This is a genomic window from Azospirillaceae bacterium, from assembly GCA_028283825.1.
Lineage (GTDB): Bacteria > Pseudomonadota > Alphaproteobacteria > Azospirillales > Azospirillaceae > Nitrospirillum.
In genome coordinates this window covers 956,154-973,785 of the sequence record JAPWJW010000003.1, presented here as the reverse complement: position 1 = coordinate 973,785, position 17,632 = coordinate 956,154, and the positions used below count along the sequence as shown (strand labels likewise).

Sequence of the window (17,632 nt, the reverse complement as noted above, 5' to 3'; positions counted from 1 at the left end):
GGGAACTAAAATACTGGCGGTGTGGAATTGCGGATGACCGCCGGTCAGGCGGTCTATCCCGACAGGACCGCAGCGGCAATACCGGGAAGATTGGTCGTATCGATCCATTGACTGGCATATGACTGGATCAGCAAGGGATCGGTCAGATAATCATCATACTTCCCTATCGACCGTGCCCCGCTGAACGCGGCGAGTTCCATCGCTACGGGGGCGGGGGCAGACGCTATTTCGCGTAATGCCGCGATGACGTTCCTGACTGACGCATCAGAAATTTCAATCGCGATGCCACGTGGATTGGCATCTAGGCCACGCTTGCGTAACGCCAAGGCCAGTGTTCCAAGCTGGAGCATTCCCACCCAAGGGAAGAGCCAAACCTCACCCTCTATCGCAATCACGCTTGAATGATCGAGCCCCAGCCGGGAAAAAGTGGCGCGGCCCTCGGCCAGTAACGTCTTGGCAGATGTATCGAGGAACGTTGGAACAGCGTCAGTGCGATAGATCTCCCGCATTTCTCGAACAATGGTGTCATGAAGGTCTCCGCCCCCACCGGCGAAGGCGGGCGGGCGGCCCGCAGCAGAAGGCAGCACTTCGATTAACTTCTCCTGCGCGACCACTGCCATTACACGCCACCGCCGACCGGAGAAAATGATCGTCATCCCTTCAGTTAGCGGGTTGATAACAGGAAGGGTCCCCAGCGTCGTGCCCGCATGCACTACCCTGTATTCCTCACTGCTTTTGAACACCGAGTAAAAATCATAATGATCGACCAGACGTTCTCCAACTTGACCCAGCAGCAACGTGCCGTCCGGTGATTGTTCGATCAGTGCCCTATCGGGTCTCCCCAGGGCCCGTAGCAGATCGGCATAAAGGGGCCCCGGCACGAGGCTGAAGGGGCCATTCTTACAGAGCGTTTCCCATGCGAAGCGGGCGTGTACGCCGCCCCGTTCGACAATAAGCGCCAAGGTCTGATGCACCAGCGTCGATAAGTCCACCACGCTTGGACGCGGTGGCTCAACCCATTGGTTCAGCAGCGCCTGTGCCATAGCGGTCGCTTGCACCAGGGCACAACGTAGGGCGTCCAGCGGTGCCGTCCGTGGCGATAATTCAGTTTCCGTTACATAAAGACGCACTATCGCGGGCTGGCCATCACGCCGCCCGGACCGTCCCATCCGCTGGCGCAGGCTGGCCACCGACCAGGGTGGACCGATCTGCGCGATACTCCCGACATCACCAATGTCGATGCCCAATTCCAAAGTGGAAGTGCAAATTGCTGTGGTGGGCAAAGGCCCCTCCCGCAATCGTTCCTCGACGAATTCCCGGTGCTGGCGCGATAGATTGGCATGATGTGGAAAAAACTCGTTGGGGACGCCCTCCTGTTCACATAAGGAACGGAGCAGGTCGGACAACTCCTCGACGTTGCTTCTGTTGCTGCCGAATATCAGATGGCGCCCCCCCCGAAGAACCCGAAACAGATGCGTGCCGATTTCCCGCAGTACGGCAGCATCAACGTCTTCGACCTCAGTTCCCCTGGGCGATACTTTGGGCTTCTCGCGTAGTTCATAACCCCGCAGTTGCAGGCGGAGCTCTTGCTCAGTTGATCGGTCCTCGACCAGGACAACGTTTTCGGTTTGGCCCGGGCGAAGAAACTCGGCAGCGAGTCTCAAGTCCCCCAGCGTCGCGGATAGACCGACCCGAGTGACACGCCGTTCCGCGACGATCTCAAGCCGATGCAAAAGCGACTGTAATTGCCGGCCGCGGGCCGTTCCGATGAAAGCGTGAAGTTCATCGATGACGACGGCGTCAAGCGCACCAAACAATCGGGCCATCTCCGGCCCGCGACGGATGAAGGTGGCTTCCAGGGATTCAGGGGTGATCAACAGGACACCCGCTGGCTGCTGCCGCGCTTTTGACTTTTGCGCGGCGGACACATCGCCATGCCATCGGAATACCGGTACTTGCAAAGCTTCGCACAAGGCATCCAGACGGCGGAATTGATCGTTGATGAGGGCTTTTAAAGGGCTGACATAGAGAATGCGAAAGCCTCCGGCCGGCTCATCCACGATACGTGACAGCAAGGGCAGAAAAGCGGCCTCCGTCTTGCCGCCCGCAGTCTGCGCTGCAATGATGACATCGCGCCCACCTTCAAGGACGGACGGGATGGCTGCTCGCTGCACCGGCCGCAAATCACCCCATCCTTGCCGCCAAACCCAATGCCGGATGCTTGGATGCAGCAGGGCAAAGGGATCAGAGTTTGAAGGAAGTGAGGTCATCGTCATCGCCGTCGGGAATGGTATCGGGCGGGGGGACATCGATTGCCGGCATTATTGTACCCAGCAAGGACTGCCACGGCGTTCCGGGGTTCTGTTCAAGGACGGAGAGCAGGCTCACGAATTCGGTCACGGTATTGCGTGGCGTCCGGAAATAGGCGTCCCCGATGCGCGAGGAACAATGGTTCATGAAAGCCGTGAGCGCTTCATCCGGCACGGCGTGCCGCGCCGGATCGCCCCCGGCGTGTACATGGCGCAAATTTCGCAGCAGAACGTAGAGATCTTCGGGCATCAGGTTCTGCAGGCGGATGACGGGGCCGCTCAGGTCGACCAGGCCATCCCGGACAAAGCGGTTTTCCGCCAAGCGAGACTGTAGGGCAGGGTAGCTGTAGAGGCCCCGCCGCGGGTCCATCAGAAACTCCGGGGTGCCGCCAAGCAGGAAACCGACATTCTCGGCCGAACCCTGAAGTACGTCGTTCAGAATGCGCAGAATCTGCTCATAGTTGGACGAACGAGCCTGGACGCTGGTTAGCTTGTAGAGATTGACCATCTCGTCCAAGACCACCAGCAGCCCGTCATACCCAGCGATGGTGACGAAACGGGCTAGCAGCTTCAGATAATCATAAAAGCTGGCGTCGTCGATGATGTCGCGCACGCCCAGGGCCTGCCGCGCCTCGGTGCGGGTTGAATACTCCGCCCGCAACCAGCAGAGCGCTGCGGCCTTGCCTGGTTCGTTGCCGTCTTCCGATGCGCGCCAGTAATGGGTCAGGACCGTGGTGAAATCGTAACCCGCCACTAAATCCTGCAAGGGGGCGAGACGTTCCTGCACAAGGTCCTCGACGCTATGGCCGCCGGCCTTGGCGTCCTTGTGGACATCACCAATAAAGCGCTCCACGACACTGGCGAGCGCGCCGCCTTCCGGCCGCGTCCGGGTGGCCATGTTGCGGAGAAGTTCGCTGTACAGGCTGCGTGCTTGGCCCCCACTCGCGTGCAGTCGGCGGTCGGGGGCGAGGTCGGCGTTGATCACGACCAGCTTCTTCTCCAGCGCGATCAGGCGGGCCAAGTTCAGGAAAAAGGTTTTGCCCGTGCCATACTCGCCAATAACGAAGCGGATGGCGGCACCGCCCTGGCCGATCCGTTCTACGTCTCGGACCATTTCCTCGACCTCGCGGGCTCGCCCAACTTGAATGTGTTGTAGTCCAAGCCGTGGAACCACGCCGGCGCGCAAGGCCTGAAGAATGAGATCCCGGTCCTTGGGTTTGATTCGGGTGGGTTCAGGCATTGAGGGCAGGCTCCAGTTCGGAATGAGGGGTAAACTGCAATAAGGTGCTGTTGACGATCAGCGGATCGCCGTCTTCCAGGATGGGTTCGTCGAATTGATCGAATGCCCATTCATTGATCGTTTCCAGAACGCCATCGGGCATCAGATCAAGCGACCGGGCCAAAGTCTCATAATCGGCGCGTGCCCATGTTTGGGACGCGAGCAACTCGATCAATAGCTCGCGATGCGGCGGAGCAAGGCCAACGAACAGGTCATCCCCTTCATCGGCCTTGTCGGTGACTTCAGCCTGTGACGGAACTTCAGGCACGGTCACTTCATCCGCAAAGATCGCTCCCAGTACATTCGATACCCTGGCGGTGTCGGCCTGGATTCTGCGGATCCGGTCGGGGTCCAATTGCACCACATCGGGGCGCCCCGTCGAAGCAGTACTTGCTGGGTAAGTCCTCGCGGAAGTTCCAAGCGCGTTCAGATGAGAGAACACCGCTTCCGGGTCCATCTCCAAGGCCTTGAACAGCTTTTGCAGGAGCTTGATTTCCCTTGGCTCGATGAGGCCGTCGGCCGATGCCACGGCGATGGCGAGTTGGCCGACGGCCTCCCGCTCCGGTGCCGACAACGTTTTGATGCGGCCCTTCAAGGATGTGAGCTCCGGCGGGCACGCAATAAGCCAGGACAGATGCGCGATAAGCCGCAGTTGTTCCGCGTCTGAAAGGTCCGGTGTGTCGCCAATATGGCTGGAGAGAAGCATGCGCTCCTCCTCCGCAACCGCACCATCGGCATGTGCTATCAGCACGGCCAATGTGAGACGCAGCAGCACTCCGCTGTACGCAGGCGATGGAGCGACAGGCGGTGTATCGCCAAGGCGAAAAAGAGCGACAGGTTCTTCCGTCCGCAGCGTGCGGCCGCCATAGTCGGGGTCGGGCTCCATACCGAATCCGAAGCTCTTCAAGGTGCTACTCAACACTTGCATGTCGCGCTTGGCGGGCTTCTCGATGGTGCTGCCGACAATGCGTTGAGTCAGCTCGTCTACCGGAACCACGACTGCCGATCCAACGACCGTGTGCTCCAGCCACGTGATTAAATCGCGGACGGCCGGGGGAGGCGCGTCACGTAAGTCCAGGGGCAGGAGGGCATATGCCTCCACGCCGTCACGCCGTTCCGGCGTCTTGCCCAGGAAGCGGCTGTAACTATCAAGATCAGTCATGCACGCTTCCGCGATGGGCCTGACCTTGGTGAGCGGTGCCGTTAACACTGACACGTCCGGCAGCACCAGCGGCTTATCATTTACCTGAACGGTGATCGTGACGCTGAACGTGCCACTGCACGCTCGATAAGATGGTTGAAGCATGCGTTTGGGCGGCTTCACCGTAAGGCCGTTGGGAAAACTTTGGGAAAACCGCTTCAGGAAAAGGATCTTGAAGGTATCCGCCGCCCGACTTGCCGGTGTCCTCCAAACCAACTCTGGATCACAGTGCAGCCAGGCCAGCATCCATTCACCTGAAAGCGGCTCTCCGGCCGCGACACGGCCGCCCAAGCCGACCTTCAGAGCGAGTGGCATTTCCCAGTTACGGTCCGTAAGCTCAGGTGGCGCATTCGTCTGACCTTGAAGAGTCAGGCGCGCGACACCCAGGAGTTCCGCTGCATACCGCGAGAATGAAGGGTTGTGGCCATAAATGCCGCGCAGTCTTTCAACTTCATTGATCAGGGCATGCGCGTCTTCTGTGCTGCCGTCCCCAATCAGCCTCCGCTCCAGGCCATAAAAGAAAAGAAAAACATAGCCAATATCGATATTCGGATCTCGGCGGCCCTCCGCCAGCCAGCGCAAATAAACGTATCGCTGACCAGGGTCGAGGCGTTCATAGGCGGGGAAATAGTTTGGCGACGCAGCCGATGTTGCCACGCGGACGGACCAATTCGGATTGATGAGGCAATTTTCAGTGCCATGTCCCCTTAAGCAGGGCAGTCGTGTACCGACATAGATCATGCCGTCCGACACGGTAATGCTTGCGACCGTTACAGCCTTGCCCGCTGGCACCCACCCCCCGTTTTTTTTAGTGGGAGCCTGCTCAATGATTGGTTCAGACTTGGCGGCGCCGCCCGCTATCCCGAGATTGCCCCAATCGATATCGCCATGCTGCTGATGGGTGGGGGATGCTGGCGATTGCGCCGACTTGACCTGCGCCTGCGAAGGTCGGCCAGCCAGAATTTCCGCCACCTTTCGGCGGTTGATTTCACCGGGGGAAAGTGGTGCTTCGGGCGGATCAGGCTCAGCTATGTCGGGATCAAGAGGTGTGGGGAGTGCCGGTAGAGGCGCCAAAGGAACGATAGGGTGCGGTACTTCCGTTGCTGGCGCGGAAGTAGGGGCGGATTGAAGCAAAGCTTTCCGTGCAAGGATTTCCGCCACCTTTCGGCGGTTGATCTCTCCAGGGGAAAGTGGGGGCTCGCACGAGTTGGACTCGCCGTCGCCGGTGTCAGGAAACGGCGAGCCTGCCAATAAAGGCTCTGTAGGGCTGCTGACCTGTGGCATCTCCGTTGGCTGCGCGGGGCCTTGGGAGGGATGAGGCGGCGCGCCAGCGCCAAAGTTGACCACCAAGTTCCGGCAATAAGCTTGGCTAGAGTAAGGTGATGGTGCGGACCGGTCATCCGCCTCCGATTCAGGACGTCCGGTACGGAGATAGGATGTCGCCAGTGGAGCTTGCTCTTGCAGTGCTTTTGGGATCGGAACAGCGGAGAGTGGAGAGGGTTTGGTACGATGCAACCACCAACCGACACCTCCAAGCACCAAGACAAAGCCACCCAATATGGCTATGGGCGTGGGCGCGGAGGTAGGCGGACCGGAAGCATTCACGGTGACGGGAGGTGGGGGCAATTGTGCCGTTCCAGCCTTGGCATCCTTGATGGGAGAAGTGGCGGGAGCCGCAAGCGATGTCTTCACTTCCTTGTGCTTGCGAGGTTCCGGTGGACGTGGCGGCTGCGGCGATTGTCCAACCAGGAGGCGGACGGTTTCAGCGTCCAACTCTCCTGTCATGGGGAGGTTGTGGGTTCCTTGGAACGCTTGGATTGCCGTATGTGTTCTGGCGCCGGCGTGACCGTCAACGGGTCCCGGATCATACCCTTGCTGAACGAGGGCCTGCTGAGCTTGGCGGACCATGGTCGGTGGCGCCGCACCGGCCTCGTTGTTCAGGCCAATCCCTGAAACTATGGCGATCATCGAAGCTAGAAGGACGCCATATCTCTGAATCAAAGGCAGCATTGCAAGCCCATCACGCACTGGGAATGGGTATGAATATAAACCGGGAGTTGCGATTTTGTGCAATGCTTGACAGCTGCTGCGTCGATATTTGAGCGAAAAATTCTAACGCCTATGCCGCCGGCAGTTGCTTACCGGTAGTAGAGGGCGCGTCTTTGTTGCAAATCTGGCCGCCATGCCCGCTATTTTGCCGGTGAAAGTATTGGTGGCGATGCCAATTCCCCGCTCTTCGAACGGCGCCCATGCGCTGTCAGGCTCACCTCGACCTTCGCGATTTTGTGGCCTTTAAATGCACCTGTACGGAACGCTCTGGCTACTCACACAGGGGGAGACACGCAAGACCAAGCGGCTGGTCACGTCCCACTGCGTGGTGTAGGAGCGCCTCCGCCGTGTCAGGCGTGGAGGCCGGCATAGCCGGCTGGAAGGCCTGACACGGCGGGCGGTCATCGCGGTTCTTCGGTAGAGTTTGGTCACCACAACACATCCCCAACCGAGGGTGACCACGATGACCGACCCGATGATGGCGCTGCGCGTGATGCTTGAAAAGGGCGCAGACGCCGATGTCCTGAGACAGATGATCGGCTTTGCCGCCGAGCGACTGATGGAACTGGAGGTTCAGGAGTTGACCGGTGCCGGCCACGGCGAACGGTCGGCCGACCGCCTGGTTCAGCGCAATGGCTACCGTGACCGCGATTGGCATACCCGCGCCGGCACGGTGGAACTGCACATCCCCAAGCTGCGCAAGGGCAGCTACTTCCCAGGCTTCCTGGAGCCCCGCCGCATGGCGGAGAAAGCGCTGACCGCCGTGATCCAGGAGGCCTACATCCAGGGCGTCTCCACCCGCGCGGTGGACGACCTGGTCCAGGCCATGGGCATGACCGGCATCTCCAAGAGCCAGGTCAGCCGGCTGTGCGAGGAGATCGACGGCCGGGTTAAGACCTTCCTGGAACGGCCGCTGGAAGGCGACTGGCCCTACCTGTGGATCGACGCCACCTATGTGAAGGTCCGCCAGAACGGCCGCATCGTCTCCGTGGCCGTCACCATCGCCGTGGCGGTCAATACCAACGGTCGGCGAGAGATCCTGGGCATGGACATCGGCACCTCGGAAGCCGAGACCTTCTGGGTAGAGTTCCTGCGCAAGCTCAAACGCCGCGGCCTGGGTGGCGTCAAGCTGGTCGTCTCCGATGCCCACGAGGGCATCAAGGCCGCTGTCGCCCGCGTATTCCGTGCCACCTGGCAGCGTTGCCGTGTCCACTTTATGCGCAACGCCTTGGCCCACGCCGGCAAGCAAGGCCGCCGTGTGGTGGCTGCCTTCATCGGCACCGCCTTTGCCCAGGATGACGCCACCGCCGCCCGGACCCAGTGGCGCCAGGTCGCCGATCAACTCCGACCCAAGGTCGGCAAGCTCGCCGCCCTGATGGACGAGGCCGAGGAGGACGTCCTGGCCTTCATGTCCTTCCCCGCCGCCCACAGGGCAAAGCTGCACAGCACCAACCCCATCGAACGCCTCAACGGCGAGATCAAGCGCCGTACCGAGGTCGTCGGTATCTTCCCGAACGAGGACGCCATCACCCGCCTGGTGGGTGCCGTCCTCATGGAGATCAACGATGAATGGGCAGTTCAGCGCGGTCGCTACATGACCCTGGAAACCATCGCCGCCGTCGGCGATGATCCAACCATCATGCTGCCCACTGTCGCCGCATGATCGTCCCGGCCAAACGCGCCGGAGACCAAAATGACCGGGCGCTTCTTACACCACGACCTGGGACACGATCGTGCGGCTCTTCACGGAGTTGGTATCCCACCGGTTCGCCACGTACGCGCCGCTACTCGCCGGGCTATCCCCATTGCACGACTGACGACCGTGGCGGGAACGGGCACTGGCTATTCGGACAACACCCGCCGCAGCGCCGCCATCGCCTCCACCGCTGTCACCATCGGGTCGCGGGCCTTGAGGTCATCGTTGAACACTTCCAGCCCGATGGGGCCGCCGTAGCCGATGTGCTTCAGCCGGTCGAGCAGGCCGCGCAGCGGGAAGCGGCCCCGGCCCGGCAGCAGGCGGTGGTGGCGGGCGGTCTCGATCAGGGTGTCGGGGCCGACCGCGTGATCCAGGTCTGACAGCTGCACCAGGTAAATGGCCCCCGCCGGGATGCCGTCCAGGTCATCGGCCGTGCGGCCGCGCACGAACATGTGGAAGGCGTCGACCACCAGGCCCAGGTTGGGTGCATCCACCCGCCGGACCACGTCCCAGGCGGCGGGCAGGGTGGGGTGAAGCGTGCTCCACGCCATGCCCTCATAGGCGATGCGCAGGCCACCCGCCGCGGCGGCCTGGGCCAGCCAGGCCATGTCCTCGATCACGCGGGCGCCGTCGCAGGCGGCGTCGGTGGACGCGGGCACCAGCAAGGTGGTGGCGCCGACGCGGGAGGCGGTGTCCAGCATCGCCAGGGCCTCCCGCCGCTTGGCCTCGCGCTTGGCCGCAGGCGCGCCGTCGAAATCCAGCAGCACCTGATAGTCCGTCAGGCCCAGCGTGCGGGTCGCCAGTTCGTCCTTCAACCCGTCCGGCGTGCCGCCGAACGCCTCCACATCCTGCCGCCACAGCTCCACCTGCGCGAAGCCGGCGGCGGATGCGGCGCGCAACTTGTCGGTGGTGGTGCCGCCCAGCAGGATGGTGTTGAGGAAAAGCGGGTTCATGGCGGCTGGCTCCTTCGGCGGGTGACGGAAGGGGCATGATCCACCCCCAGGAGACGATGGCGGGCTAAAATCGAGTTTAGAAAAAGGATGGAAGTGGACCTTGTGCCTCGGGCCACCCGGATCGATCCTGCGTTTTCCAAGCCGACACCGGCGGGGCGATCGACGGGGGCTTCCGGGATGCAGAAGCAGCTTGCCGCCTTCATTTGCCTGGTCCTTCTCTGCGGTTCCGCATCCGCGCTGGCGGACCCGTTCGATGCCGTGCGGGCCGCGATCCGCCGGGATCTGGCGACCGAACAGGAGGGGGGACAGCAGGTGCCCTCCATCACCGTCGCCGTCGCCAAGAACGGTAAGATCATCTGGGAAGAGGGGTTCGGCTGGGCGGATCGGGAGCGGCGGGTGGCCGCCACCCCGGACACGTCCTATTCGCTGGCCTCCATCAGCAAGACCATGACCGGCCTGGCGCTGATGACCCTGGTCAAGGCCGGCAAGATCGATCTGGACCGGCCTGTGAACGACTATCTGGGGTCGGCCAAGCTGACGGCGCGGGTGGGCGACGCGGCCGGCGCTACCGTCCGGCGGGTGGCCAACCATTCCTCCGGCCTGCCCGAATATTGTCAGTACTTCTATGAGAACGAGCCATGGACGCCGCCGGATCCGGACGAGACCATCCGCCGGTTCGGCGTGCTGATGTCGCCGCCGGGGGAGCGGTTCGAATATTCCAACCTGGGCTACGGGGCGCTCAGCACCGTCATCGCCCGCGCTGCCGGCCAAAGCTTCGCCGACTATTTGCGGCAGGCGGTGTTCCTGCCGCTGGGCATGACCCGCACCTCGGTGGGGGGCGAGCCGGCGCTGGCGCCCTATCAGGCGGTTCGTTACGGCATCGACGGCCTGCCGATCGCGCCCTATGAGACCAACCATGCCGGCGCCTCCGCCATCTATGCCAGCGCCCATGATCTGGCGCGGCTGGGCCTGTTCGTCCTGAAGACCCACCTGCCGGACCAGGCGGCCATCCTGTCCGACGCCGAGGTGGACGCCATGCTGCGCCCCACCATGCCCATGGGGCCGGGCAAGGGTTACGGCGTGGGGTGGGAGACCAGCACCCGCGACGGCGTCGCCGTCTATGCCCACACCGGCGGCATGCCCGGCGTGCAGACCGAGTTGAGGGTCGTCCCCTCCGAAAAGCTGGTGGTCGTCGTCCTGTGCAATGCCGAGGTCTGGGACCTGCCCGGCACCATCGCCGACCAGATCATGGCGACGCTGATCCCCCACTGGCAGGCGCCGCCGGATGAGGCCCCGCCGCCATCCGCACCGTTCGCGCCGGGGCCGGATCTGGTCGGCGTGTGGAAGGGCCGGGTGGCGACCTATGCCGGCGACCTGCCCATCACCCTGACCGTCTTCGCTGGCGGCGATGTCCACGCCAAGCTGGGCGACCAGCGGGAGGTTCTGGTCAACCACCCGCATGTGAGCAGGGACGGCTATCTGCGCGGCATCCTGTCGGCCAGCCTGGGGCTGGAGGATGGTGTGCGGCGACCCTACGTCGTCGGCCTGGATCTCAAGCTGCACGGTAATGGCCTCAGCGGTGAAATCCTGGCCCAGGCCGACGACCGTGGCGTCGCCCCGACGCACGGTCTGTACCCGGCGGCCCACGGCCATCCCCAGCCGACCGGCATCCAGACCGACGCCTTCAAGTTCGCCCAGTGGGCGGAACTGGTGAAGCAACCATGACGGGGCAGGTTCGATGCCCGGTCACGCGGGCGCCCGCATCCGCGCATAACGGGCGGGCGGCATGCCCGCGTGCCGGGCGAAGGCGACGCTGAAGGTGCTGGCGGAGCTGTAGCCGACGCGTTCGGCCACTTGTTCCACCGCCAGTTCGTGCCCGCGCAGCATGCGCCGGGCCAGGGCCATGCGCCAGGCCAGGACATATTCCATGGGGGCCAAGCCCACCGTCCGGCTGAACCGGGCGAAGAAGGCGGAGCGGGACAGGGCCGCCTCGGCCGCGAGTTCCGCCACCGTCCAGGAATGTTCGGGGCGGGCATGGAAGGCGCGCAGCGCGCCGGCCAGTCGTTCGTCGGCCAACCCCCACGCCAAGCCCGGCGCGGATGCCGTCTCGCTGCTGCACCGCAGCGCCTCGATCAGCAACACCTCCAGCAGCCGTTCAAGCACGAGTTCACGCGCGGGACGCCGCGCGCGCGTCTCATCGCCCACCAACTGCATCAGCGTGGCCAGCCGGGGCTCCCCCCGCGCCAGGACCACCTGCGGCAGCAGGGGAACCAGCAGTGCCGCGTCCGGTGAACCGAAGTTGCAGTGCCCGATCCGCATGCGCAGGTCCGCCGGTCCATCCACGCGCCCGACGCGGAAACAGCCCTCGGCGATCTCGACCGGCGTGGTGGTCACGCCCGCTGGTGGCGCCTCCACGCTTTCATTGACCAGGGCGCGCATGGCGGGAACCAGGACGAAATCACCACCCTGCAAGATCATGGGGGGCTGTCCGTCCACCGAAACGCGGCAGCATCCCTCCAGCACGGCGCAGTAGAAGGGCTCCCCCGTCGTGTCGCGCCGGATGCGCCATTGGCCGGCACACTCCACCAGCTTGGAAAAGCGGGCGGTCGGCTGGAGCAGGGTGACGACCTCGGCTAGGGGATCAACGGCCAGCGGTCCAAGGGCAAGCGGATCAGGGATCATTGCAGGACGATCTACAAAGAATTCGATACGCCCAACGATACAAAGTCCTGACCTTGCCGTCTATCTTCGGGGCGGTTCCAACGCTTTCGGAGTTGCGTCATGCCCACGATCCTCATCACCGGCTGTTCGTCCGGTTTCGGCCTGGAGACCGCGCGCCTGTTCCTCGACCGTGGCTGGGACGTGGTCGCCACCATGCGCGCGCCCCGTGCCGACCTGCTGCCCCCGTCCGACCGTCTGCGCATCGTGGCGCTGGACGTCACCGATCTCACCAGCATCGCCCGCGCCGTCGCCGAGGCCGGCCCGGTGGACGTCCTGGTCAACAACGCGGGCTTCGGCGCGCCGGTGCCGATTGAACTGACCGCGCCTGAGACGGCCCGCGCCCTGTTCGAAACCAACACGCTGGGCACGCTGGCGATGGTCCAGGCGGTGCTGCCGAATTTCCGGATGCGCCGGGCCGGCGTCATCATCAACGTCACCTCGACCGTCACGCTCAAGCCTCTGCCCTTGGTCGGCGTCTATCGGGCGTCCAAGGCGGCGGTGAACGCCTTCACCGAAAGCTTGGCGGTGGAGGTGGCGTCCTTCGGCGTGCGCGTCCACCTGGTCCTGCCGGGACGTTCGCCCGAAACCCGCTTTGGTGAGAACGCCCGTCCGCATCTGCGCGGCCTGGATGATCCCGACTACGCACCCATCATCCAGGGTTTCATGACAAGCGTACGCGACAGCGCGGGCCCGGTCACGCACGCGCCCGACGTGGCGGAAGCGATCTGGCGGGCCGCTACCGATCCGTCGGCACCCCTGCGCATTCCGGCTGGCGCCGACGCCGAGGCCTGGATGGCGGAAGCGGGCTGAGGGGGGCGGGCCGCTCAGAATAAGGCCAGGAATCGCGGGTCGTCCGCGCGACCCTCCTCGCGGGGGCGGTCGAGATCAAGGTTTGCCATAACCAGGGGAGAGCGTCGAAGGGCGGCGAGGATGCCGCCCTTTCTGGGCGGTTCCCCCTCAAGGTTCTGGCTGATGGCGGCCCGCAGGCGCGCTGCCTCCGGCCCGTCGTCGGCCAATCGGCGCGCCAGTGAGCGAATGAGCTCACGGTCGGTATGGCGCCCCAGCACCTCGAAACGTGACAGGCCGTGTTCACTCAAGCGCTTCCGACGGTTCTGGGGCGCGAGTTTTCGCTGATCGTCCATGACACCCTCCAGCTTATTCCGGGGAATACGGTTGGAGGGTGTCATGGTGATGTGGCTTCGTCACTCCGCCAATTCGCGCATCACCCGGATCAGGTCGGACTTGCCCTCGAAGCCGATGCCGGGCAGGTCCGGCATGATGATGTGGCCGTCTTCCACCTTCACGCCGTCGGGGAAGCCGCCGTAGGGCTGGAACAGGTCGGGGTAGCTCTCATTGCCGCCCAGGCCCAGGCCGGCCGCGATGTTCAGCGACATCTGGTGGCCGCCGTGGGGGATGCAGCGCGACGGCGACCAGCCGAACTGGTGCAACACGTCCAGGGTCCGCAAATATTCCACCAGGCCGTAGGACAGGGCGCAGTCGAACTGCAGCCAGTCGCGGTCGGGCCGCATGCCGCCATGGCGCAGCAGGTTGCGGGCATCCTGGTGGGAGAACAGGTTCTCACCCGTCGCCATGGGGCCGGGATAGAACTCCGACAGCGCCGCCTGCAGGGCGTAGTCCAGCGGGTCGCCCACCTCCTCGTACCAGAACAGCGGATAGTCGCGCAGCATCTTGGCGTAGGCGATGCCGGTCTCCAGGTCGAAGCGGCCGTTGGCGTCCACCGCCAGCCGCGCCTGGGACCCGATCTCGGTCAGCACCGCCTCGATGCGGCGGCGGTCCTCGTCGATGGGGGCGCCACCGATCTTCATCTTCACCACGTTGTAGCCGCGGTTGAGATATCCCCGCATCTCGGCGCGCAGCTGGGTGTCGTCCTTGCCCGGGTAATAATAGCCGCCGGCGGCGTAGACGAAGACGCGCGGGTTGGCGGCCAGGCCCTTCTGTTCGGCCAGCAGGCGGAACAGCGGCTTGCCGGCGATCTTGGCGGTGGCGTCCCAGATGGCCATGTCCAGGGTGCCGACGGCGACGGAGCGTTCGCCGTGGCCGCCCGGCTTCTCATTGGTCATCATGGCGGCCCACAGCTTGTGCGGGTCCAGATTGTCGCCGGCCTCGTTCAGGACGGTGTTGGGATCGGCCTCCAGCAAACGGTTGCGGAAGCGCTCGCGGATCAGGCCGCCCTGGCCGTAGCGGCCGTTGGAATTGAAGCCGTAGCCCACCACCCGCCGGCCGTCGCGCACCACGTCGGTGACCACCGCCACCAGGCTGGCCGTCATCTTGGAAAAGTCGATGTAGGCGTTGCGGATGGGCGAGGCGATGGGCTTGGTGACCTCGCAAACGTCGATGATGCGCATTTCAGAACTCTCCGGATAGGTCAGGACTTGACGGTGGGGGTGGTTCCGGCGGCCAGCGCCGGGGGTTTGTGGGCATGCGCGCCGCGCGCGGCGCTGGCCGTGATGGCGCGGCGATCACCGTAGGCCTCCGCCGCCTTGGTGGCGTCGAACGCGCCCTCCCATTTCGCGATGGCGATGGTGGCGACGGCGTTGCCGATCAGGTTGGTGACGGCCCGCGCCTCGTTCATGAAGCGATCGACGCCCAGCAGTAGGACCAGGCCCGCCACCGGCACGACGTGGATGCTGGACAGGGTGGCGGCCAGGGTGACGAAACCGGCGCCGGCCACGCCGGCCGACCCCTTGGACGACAGCAGCAGCACGGCCAGGATCATGACCTGGTGGCCCAGGGTCAGGGGCGTGTTGGTCGCCTGGGCCACGAAGATGGCGGCCATGGTCAGGTAGATGCAGGTGCCGTCGCTGTTGAAGGTGTAGCCGGTGGGCAGCACCAGCCCCACCACCGACTTCTCACAGCCCAGGCGCTCCAGCTTCACCATCATGCGCGGCATCACCGCCTCGGTGGAGCAGGTGCCGAAGGTGATCAGGATCTCATCCTTGAAATAACTCAGCACCTTCAGCAGCGGGAAACCCGCCCAGCGCGCCACCAGGCCCAATACGACGACGATGAACAGGATGGAGGTGAGGTAGACGCCCAGCATCAGTTGGGCCAGGGACCACAGGGTGCCCAGGCCGTACTTGCCGATGGTGAAGGCGACACCGGCGCCGGCACCCAGCGGGGCCAGGCGCATCACCATGGCGACGATGCGGAACAGGGCGTCCAGCAGGCTGTCGATGATGGCGACCAGCGGCCGTCCGCGCTCCCCCGCCTGCACCAGGGCCAGGCCCAGCAGCACCGACACCAGGATGATCTGCAGCATGGCGCCCTTGGCGAAGGCGTCGACGATGGTGTTGGGGATGATGTCCATCAGGAAGCCGACGATGCCCGGCTGGGCCTGGGCCGCCTTGGCATAGCCGGCCAGGGCGTCGGTGTTGACGGTGGTGGTGTCGATATTCATGCCCACGCCGGGGCGCAGCAGGTTGACCACCACCAGGCCGATCACCAGGGCCAGGGTCGACACCACCTCGAAATAGATCAGGGTGCGGGCGCCGATGCGCCCGCGACCTCCCGCAGATTGTCCATCTTGGCGACGCCGACGACGATGGTGCCGAAGATGATGGGCGCCAGCAGCATCTTGATCAGCTTGATGAAGCCATCCGCCAGCGGTTGCAGCGTGACGCCGACATCGGGCAGGAAGTAGCCGACAAGTCCGCCAAGCACCAGGCCGATGAATACTTGAATGTATAACTTGCTGAGCCATGTCTTCACGGCTGGTTTCCTCCGGTTATTTTTACCCGCGGGTGGGCGGGGCGGTCACCTCTTGGCACTGGGTGTTTTCCATAGGGCTTACGCCTGGACAGGACGGCCGGGCCAATGCCATGTTCGGTTCGCGTGATGCACGATCGGCATGGAACCCATGGAACTGGACTGGCTTAAGGATTTCCTGGCGCTTGCCGACTGCCGGAACTTCTCGCGCGCGGCGGATTTGCGGAACGTGACCCAGCCGGCGTTCAGCCGCCGCATCCGCGCGCTGGAGGATTGGGTGGGCGTGCCGCTGTTCGTGCGCGGTGCCCAGGGGGCGGGCCTGACCCCCGCCGGCGATCATTTCCGCCCGCTGGCCGTTGAGTTGATCCAGGGCCTGGACCGCGCCCGCCGCGACACCCGCGCGGTGGGGGAGGGGGACCGCGGCGCCCTGTCCATCGCCGCCACCCACGCCCTGTCCTTCACCTTCTTTCCCGGCTGGGTGCGGGGGCGCCTGCGGCTGGAAACGCTGGGCGCCCTCAACCTCGTTTCCGACAGCATGCAGGCGTGCGAGCAACTGATGCAGGCCGGCGCCGTGCATTTCCTGCTGAGCCATTTCCACCCCAAGGCGCCGCCGCGCCTGGATGCCGAGCGGTTTCCCAGCTTGGCCGTGGGCGATGACGTGCTGGTGCCCCTGTCCGCACCCGACGCGGAAGGCCGGCCGCGCTGGCCGGTCCCGGGCCGGGCGGACCGGCCGACACCCCGCCTGGCCTACAGCCCCGCCTCCGGCCTGGGGCGCATCGTCGCCTCCCACCCCGCCCTGGGGGCGGAGGGACTGTTCATGGCGGCGGGCTTCACCTCGCACTTGGCGGCCACGCTGATGACCATGGCGCGCGACGGCCACGGTGTCGCCTGGCTGCCCCGCACCCTGGCGGCGGAGGACCTGTCCGCCGGCCGGCTGGTGCGCGCGGCACCCGAGGCCTTCGACATCGCCATCGAGATCCGCCTGTTCCGCTCGCTGGACTGCCGCAACCGCGCGGCGGATGAATTGTGGGCGACGTTGGTTGGTGATACACAATTGACTGACTGATCACTCTCTTATAGCCTGCGGCCGAATGTTAGGGGAAAAGCATGGCCCGGCCCAAGAGTGACGACAGGCGTAGCGCCATCCTGGCGGCGGCGGTGCGTGTCATCGCGGCGCAAGGTCCCGGCGCCACCACGGCGCTGATCGCGAAGGAGGCCGGCGTCTCCAATGGTTCCCTCTTCACCTATTTCGAAACCAAGGCTGACCTGCTGAACCAGCTCTACCGCGAAGTGAAGGCGGAAATGGCGGCGGCCGCCCTGGATGGCCTGCCCGACGGGGACGACGTTCGCGCCCAGCTGTTCCACATGTGGTCGCACTGGCTGCGCTGGGCCGTGGCCAGCCCGGAGAAGCGCCGGGTGCTGGCCCATCTGGACGTGTCGGGTGAGATCACGCCGGACAGCCGCCAGGCCGGCCGGCAGATGATGGCCGGTATCGCCGCCGTGCTGGAACACAGCCGGGCGAACGGCCCGATGCGGGCGGTACCACTGGGCTTCATCGTCGCCCTGATGCAATCCATGGCCAACACCACCATGGACTTCATGATCCAGGAGCCGGCCAACGCCGACACCCACTGCGCAACCGCGTTCGACGCCATGTGGCGCATGGTCGGCTGATTTTTTTGACCAATAAATGACTGA

14 protein-coding genes are annotated in these 17,632 nt (G+C 64.4%); 5 read left to right on the top strand and 9 right to left on the bottom strand.

Annotation, left to right across the window (positions count from 1 at the left end; translation table 11 throughout):
- Positions 1-53 precede the first annotated feature (53 nt).
- From PW843_16450 to PW843_16440, 3 genes are read right to left on the bottom strand one after another with little or no spacing between them, the layout of a single operon-like run.
- Positions 54-2,270: a DEAD/DEAH box helicase gene (locus PW843_16450; protein MDE1148192.1), complete on the bottom strand. Its 2,217-nt coding sequence runs from the start codon at positions 2,268-2,270 to the stop codon at positions 54-56.
- A complete protein-coding gene (locus tag PW843_16445; protein MDE1148191.1) occupies positions 2,245-3,549 on the bottom strand; it encodes an ATP-binding protein in 1,305 nt (434 codons plus the stop codon). The genes PW843_16450 and PW843_16445 overlap by 26 nt, the downstream gene beginning before the upstream one ends.
- Positions 3,542-6,799, bottom strand: coding sequence for a TerB N-terminal domain-containing protein (locus PW843_16440; protein ID MDE1148190.1), 3,258 nt, complete (start codon positions 6,797-6,799; stop codon positions 3,542-3,544). Before PW843_16440 ends, PW843_16445 begins: the two co-directional genes overlap by 8 nt.
- Before the next feature lie 502 nt (positions 6,800-7,301).
- Here PW843_16440 and PW843_16435 point away from each other — a divergent pair.
- Positions 7,302-8,501: an IS256 family transposase gene (locus tag PW843_16435; GenBank protein ID MDE1148189.1), complete on the top strand. Its 1,200-nt coding sequence runs from the start codon at positions 7,302-7,304 to the stop codon at positions 8,499-8,501.
- A 179-nt stretch (positions 8,502-8,680) separates the two neighbouring features.
- Here PW843_16435 and PW843_16430 read toward each other — a convergent pair whose 3' ends face one another.
- Positions 8,681-9,487, bottom strand: a complete 807-nt coding sequence (locus tag PW843_16430; protein MDE1148188.1) for a sugar phosphate isomerase/epimerase — start codon at positions 9,485-9,487, stop codon at positions 8,681-8,683.
- 177 nt (positions 9,488-9,664) lie between these two features.
- Here PW843_16430 and PW843_16425 point away from each other — a divergent pair, with 177 nt between their 5' ends.
- Complete coding sequence (locus PW843_16425; protein MDE1148187.1) at positions 9,665-11,212, top strand: serine hydrolase; 1,548 nt, start codon at positions 9,665-9,667, stop codon at positions 11,210-11,212.
- 21 nt (positions 11,213-11,233) lie between these two features.
- Here the strand turns inward: PW843_16425 and PW843_16420 are convergent, their stop codons facing one another.
- Positions 11,234-12,169 carry an AraC family transcriptional regulator gene (locus PW843_16420; protein ID MDE1148186.1) on the bottom strand — a complete coding sequence of 312 codons (936 nt, stop codon included), beginning with the start codon at positions 12,167-12,169 and terminating at the stop codon, positions 11,234-11,236.
- Positions 12,170-12,268: 99 nt separating this feature from the next.
- On the opposite strand from PW843_16420, the gene PW843_16415 reads away from it, so the two are divergent.
- Positions 12,269-13,018: an SDR family oxidoreductase gene (locus PW843_16415; protein ID MDE1148185.1), complete on the top strand. Its 750-nt coding sequence runs from the start codon at positions 12,269-12,271 to the stop codon at positions 13,016-13,018.
- A 14-nt stretch (positions 13,019-13,032) separates the two neighbouring features.
- Here the strand turns inward: PW843_16415 and PW843_16410 are convergent, their stop codons facing one another.
- Genes PW843_16410 through PW843_16395 form a run of 4 tightly spaced genes read right to left on the bottom strand, consistent with a single transcriptional unit; the run spans position 13,033 to position 15,937 of the window.
- Entirely contained in the window at positions 13,033-13,350 is a 318-nt protein-coding gene (locus tag PW843_16410) for a hypothetical protein (GenBank protein MDE1148184.1), read from the bottom strand.
- 60 nt (positions 13,351-13,410) lie between these two features.
- Complete coding sequence (locus PW843_16405; protein ID MDE1148183.1) at positions 13,411-14,574, bottom strand: mandelate racemase/muconate lactonizing enzyme family protein; 1,164 nt, start codon at positions 14,572-14,574, stop codon at positions 13,411-13,413.
- A gap of 20 nt (positions 14,575-14,594) precedes the next feature.
- Positions 14,595-15,692 (bottom strand): cation:dicarboxylase symporter family transporter, encoded by a 1,098-nt coding sequence (locus PW843_16400; GenBank protein MDE1148182.1) that lies wholly within the window; start codon positions 15,690-15,692, stop codon positions 14,595-14,597.
- A gap of 11 nt (positions 15,693-15,703) precedes the next feature.
- A complete protein-coding gene (locus PW843_16395) occupies positions 15,704-15,937 on the bottom strand; it encodes a cation:dicarboxylase symporter family transporter (protein MDE1148181.1) in 234 nt (77 codons plus the stop codon).
- Positions 15,938-16,076: 139 nt separating this feature from the next.
- Here PW843_16395 and PW843_16390 point away from each other — a divergent pair, with 139 nt between their 5' ends.
- A complete protein-coding gene (locus tag PW843_16390; GenBank protein MDE1148180.1) occupies positions 16,077-17,000 on the top strand; it encodes a LysR family transcriptional regulator in 924 nt (307 codons plus the stop codon).
- A 41-nt stretch (positions 17,001-17,041) separates the two neighbouring features.
- Positions 17,042-17,608, top strand: a complete 567-nt coding sequence (locus PW843_16385) for a TetR/AcrR family transcriptional regulator (GenBank protein ID MDE1148179.1) — start codon at positions 17,042-17,044, stop codon at positions 17,606-17,608.
- The last annotated feature ends 24 nt before the right edge of the window (positions 17,609-17,632 follow it).

Excerpts from the sequence above, each read along its gene's own strand:
- PW843_16450 (MDE1148192.1), bottom strand. The coding sequence starts at position 2,270 with ATGACCTCACTTCCTTCAAACTCTGATCCCTTTGCCCTGCTGCATCCA.
- PW843_16445 (MDE1148191.1), bottom strand. The coding sequence starts at position 3,549 with ATGCCTGAACCCACCCGAATCAAACCCAAGGACCGGGATCTCATTCTT.
- PW843_16440 (MDE1148190.1), bottom strand. The coding sequence starts at position 6,799 with ATGCTGCCTTTGATTCAGAGATATGGCGTCCTTCTAGCTTCGATGATC.
- PW843_16435 (MDE1148189.1), top strand. The coding sequence starts at position 7,302 with ATGACCGACCCGATGATGGCGCTGCGCGTGATGCTTGAAAAGGGCGCA.
- PW843_16430 (MDE1148188.1), bottom strand. The coding sequence starts at position 9,487 with ATGAACCCGCTTTTCCTCAACACCATCCTGCTGGGCGGCACCACCACC.
- PW843_16425 (MDE1148187.1), top strand. The coding sequence starts at position 9,665 with ATGCAGAAGCAGCTTGCCGCCTTCATTTGCCTGGTCCTTCTCTGCGGT.
- PW843_16420 (MDE1148186.1), bottom strand. The coding sequence starts at position 12,169 with ATGATCCCTGATCCGCTTGCCCTTGGACCGCTGGCCGTTGATCCCCTA.
- PW843_16415 (MDE1148185.1), top strand. The coding sequence starts at position 12,269 with ATGCCCACGATCCTCATCACCGGCTGTTCGTCCGGTTTCGGCCTGGAG.
- PW843_16410 (MDE1148184.1), bottom strand. The coding sequence starts at position 13,350 with ATGGACGATCAGCGAAAACTCGCGCCCCAGAACCGTCGGAAGCGCTTG.
- PW843_16405 (MDE1148183.1), bottom strand. The coding sequence starts at position 14,574 with ATGCGCATCATCGACGTTTGCGAGGTCACCAAGCCCATCGCCTCGCCC.
- PW843_16390 (MDE1148180.1), top strand. The coding sequence starts at position 16,077 with ATGGAACCCATGGAACTGGACTGGCTTAAGGATTTCCTGGCGCTTGCC.
- PW843_16385 (MDE1148179.1), top strand. The coding sequence starts at position 17,042 with ATGGCCCGGCCCAAGAGTGACGACAGGCGTAGCGCCATCCTGGCGGCG.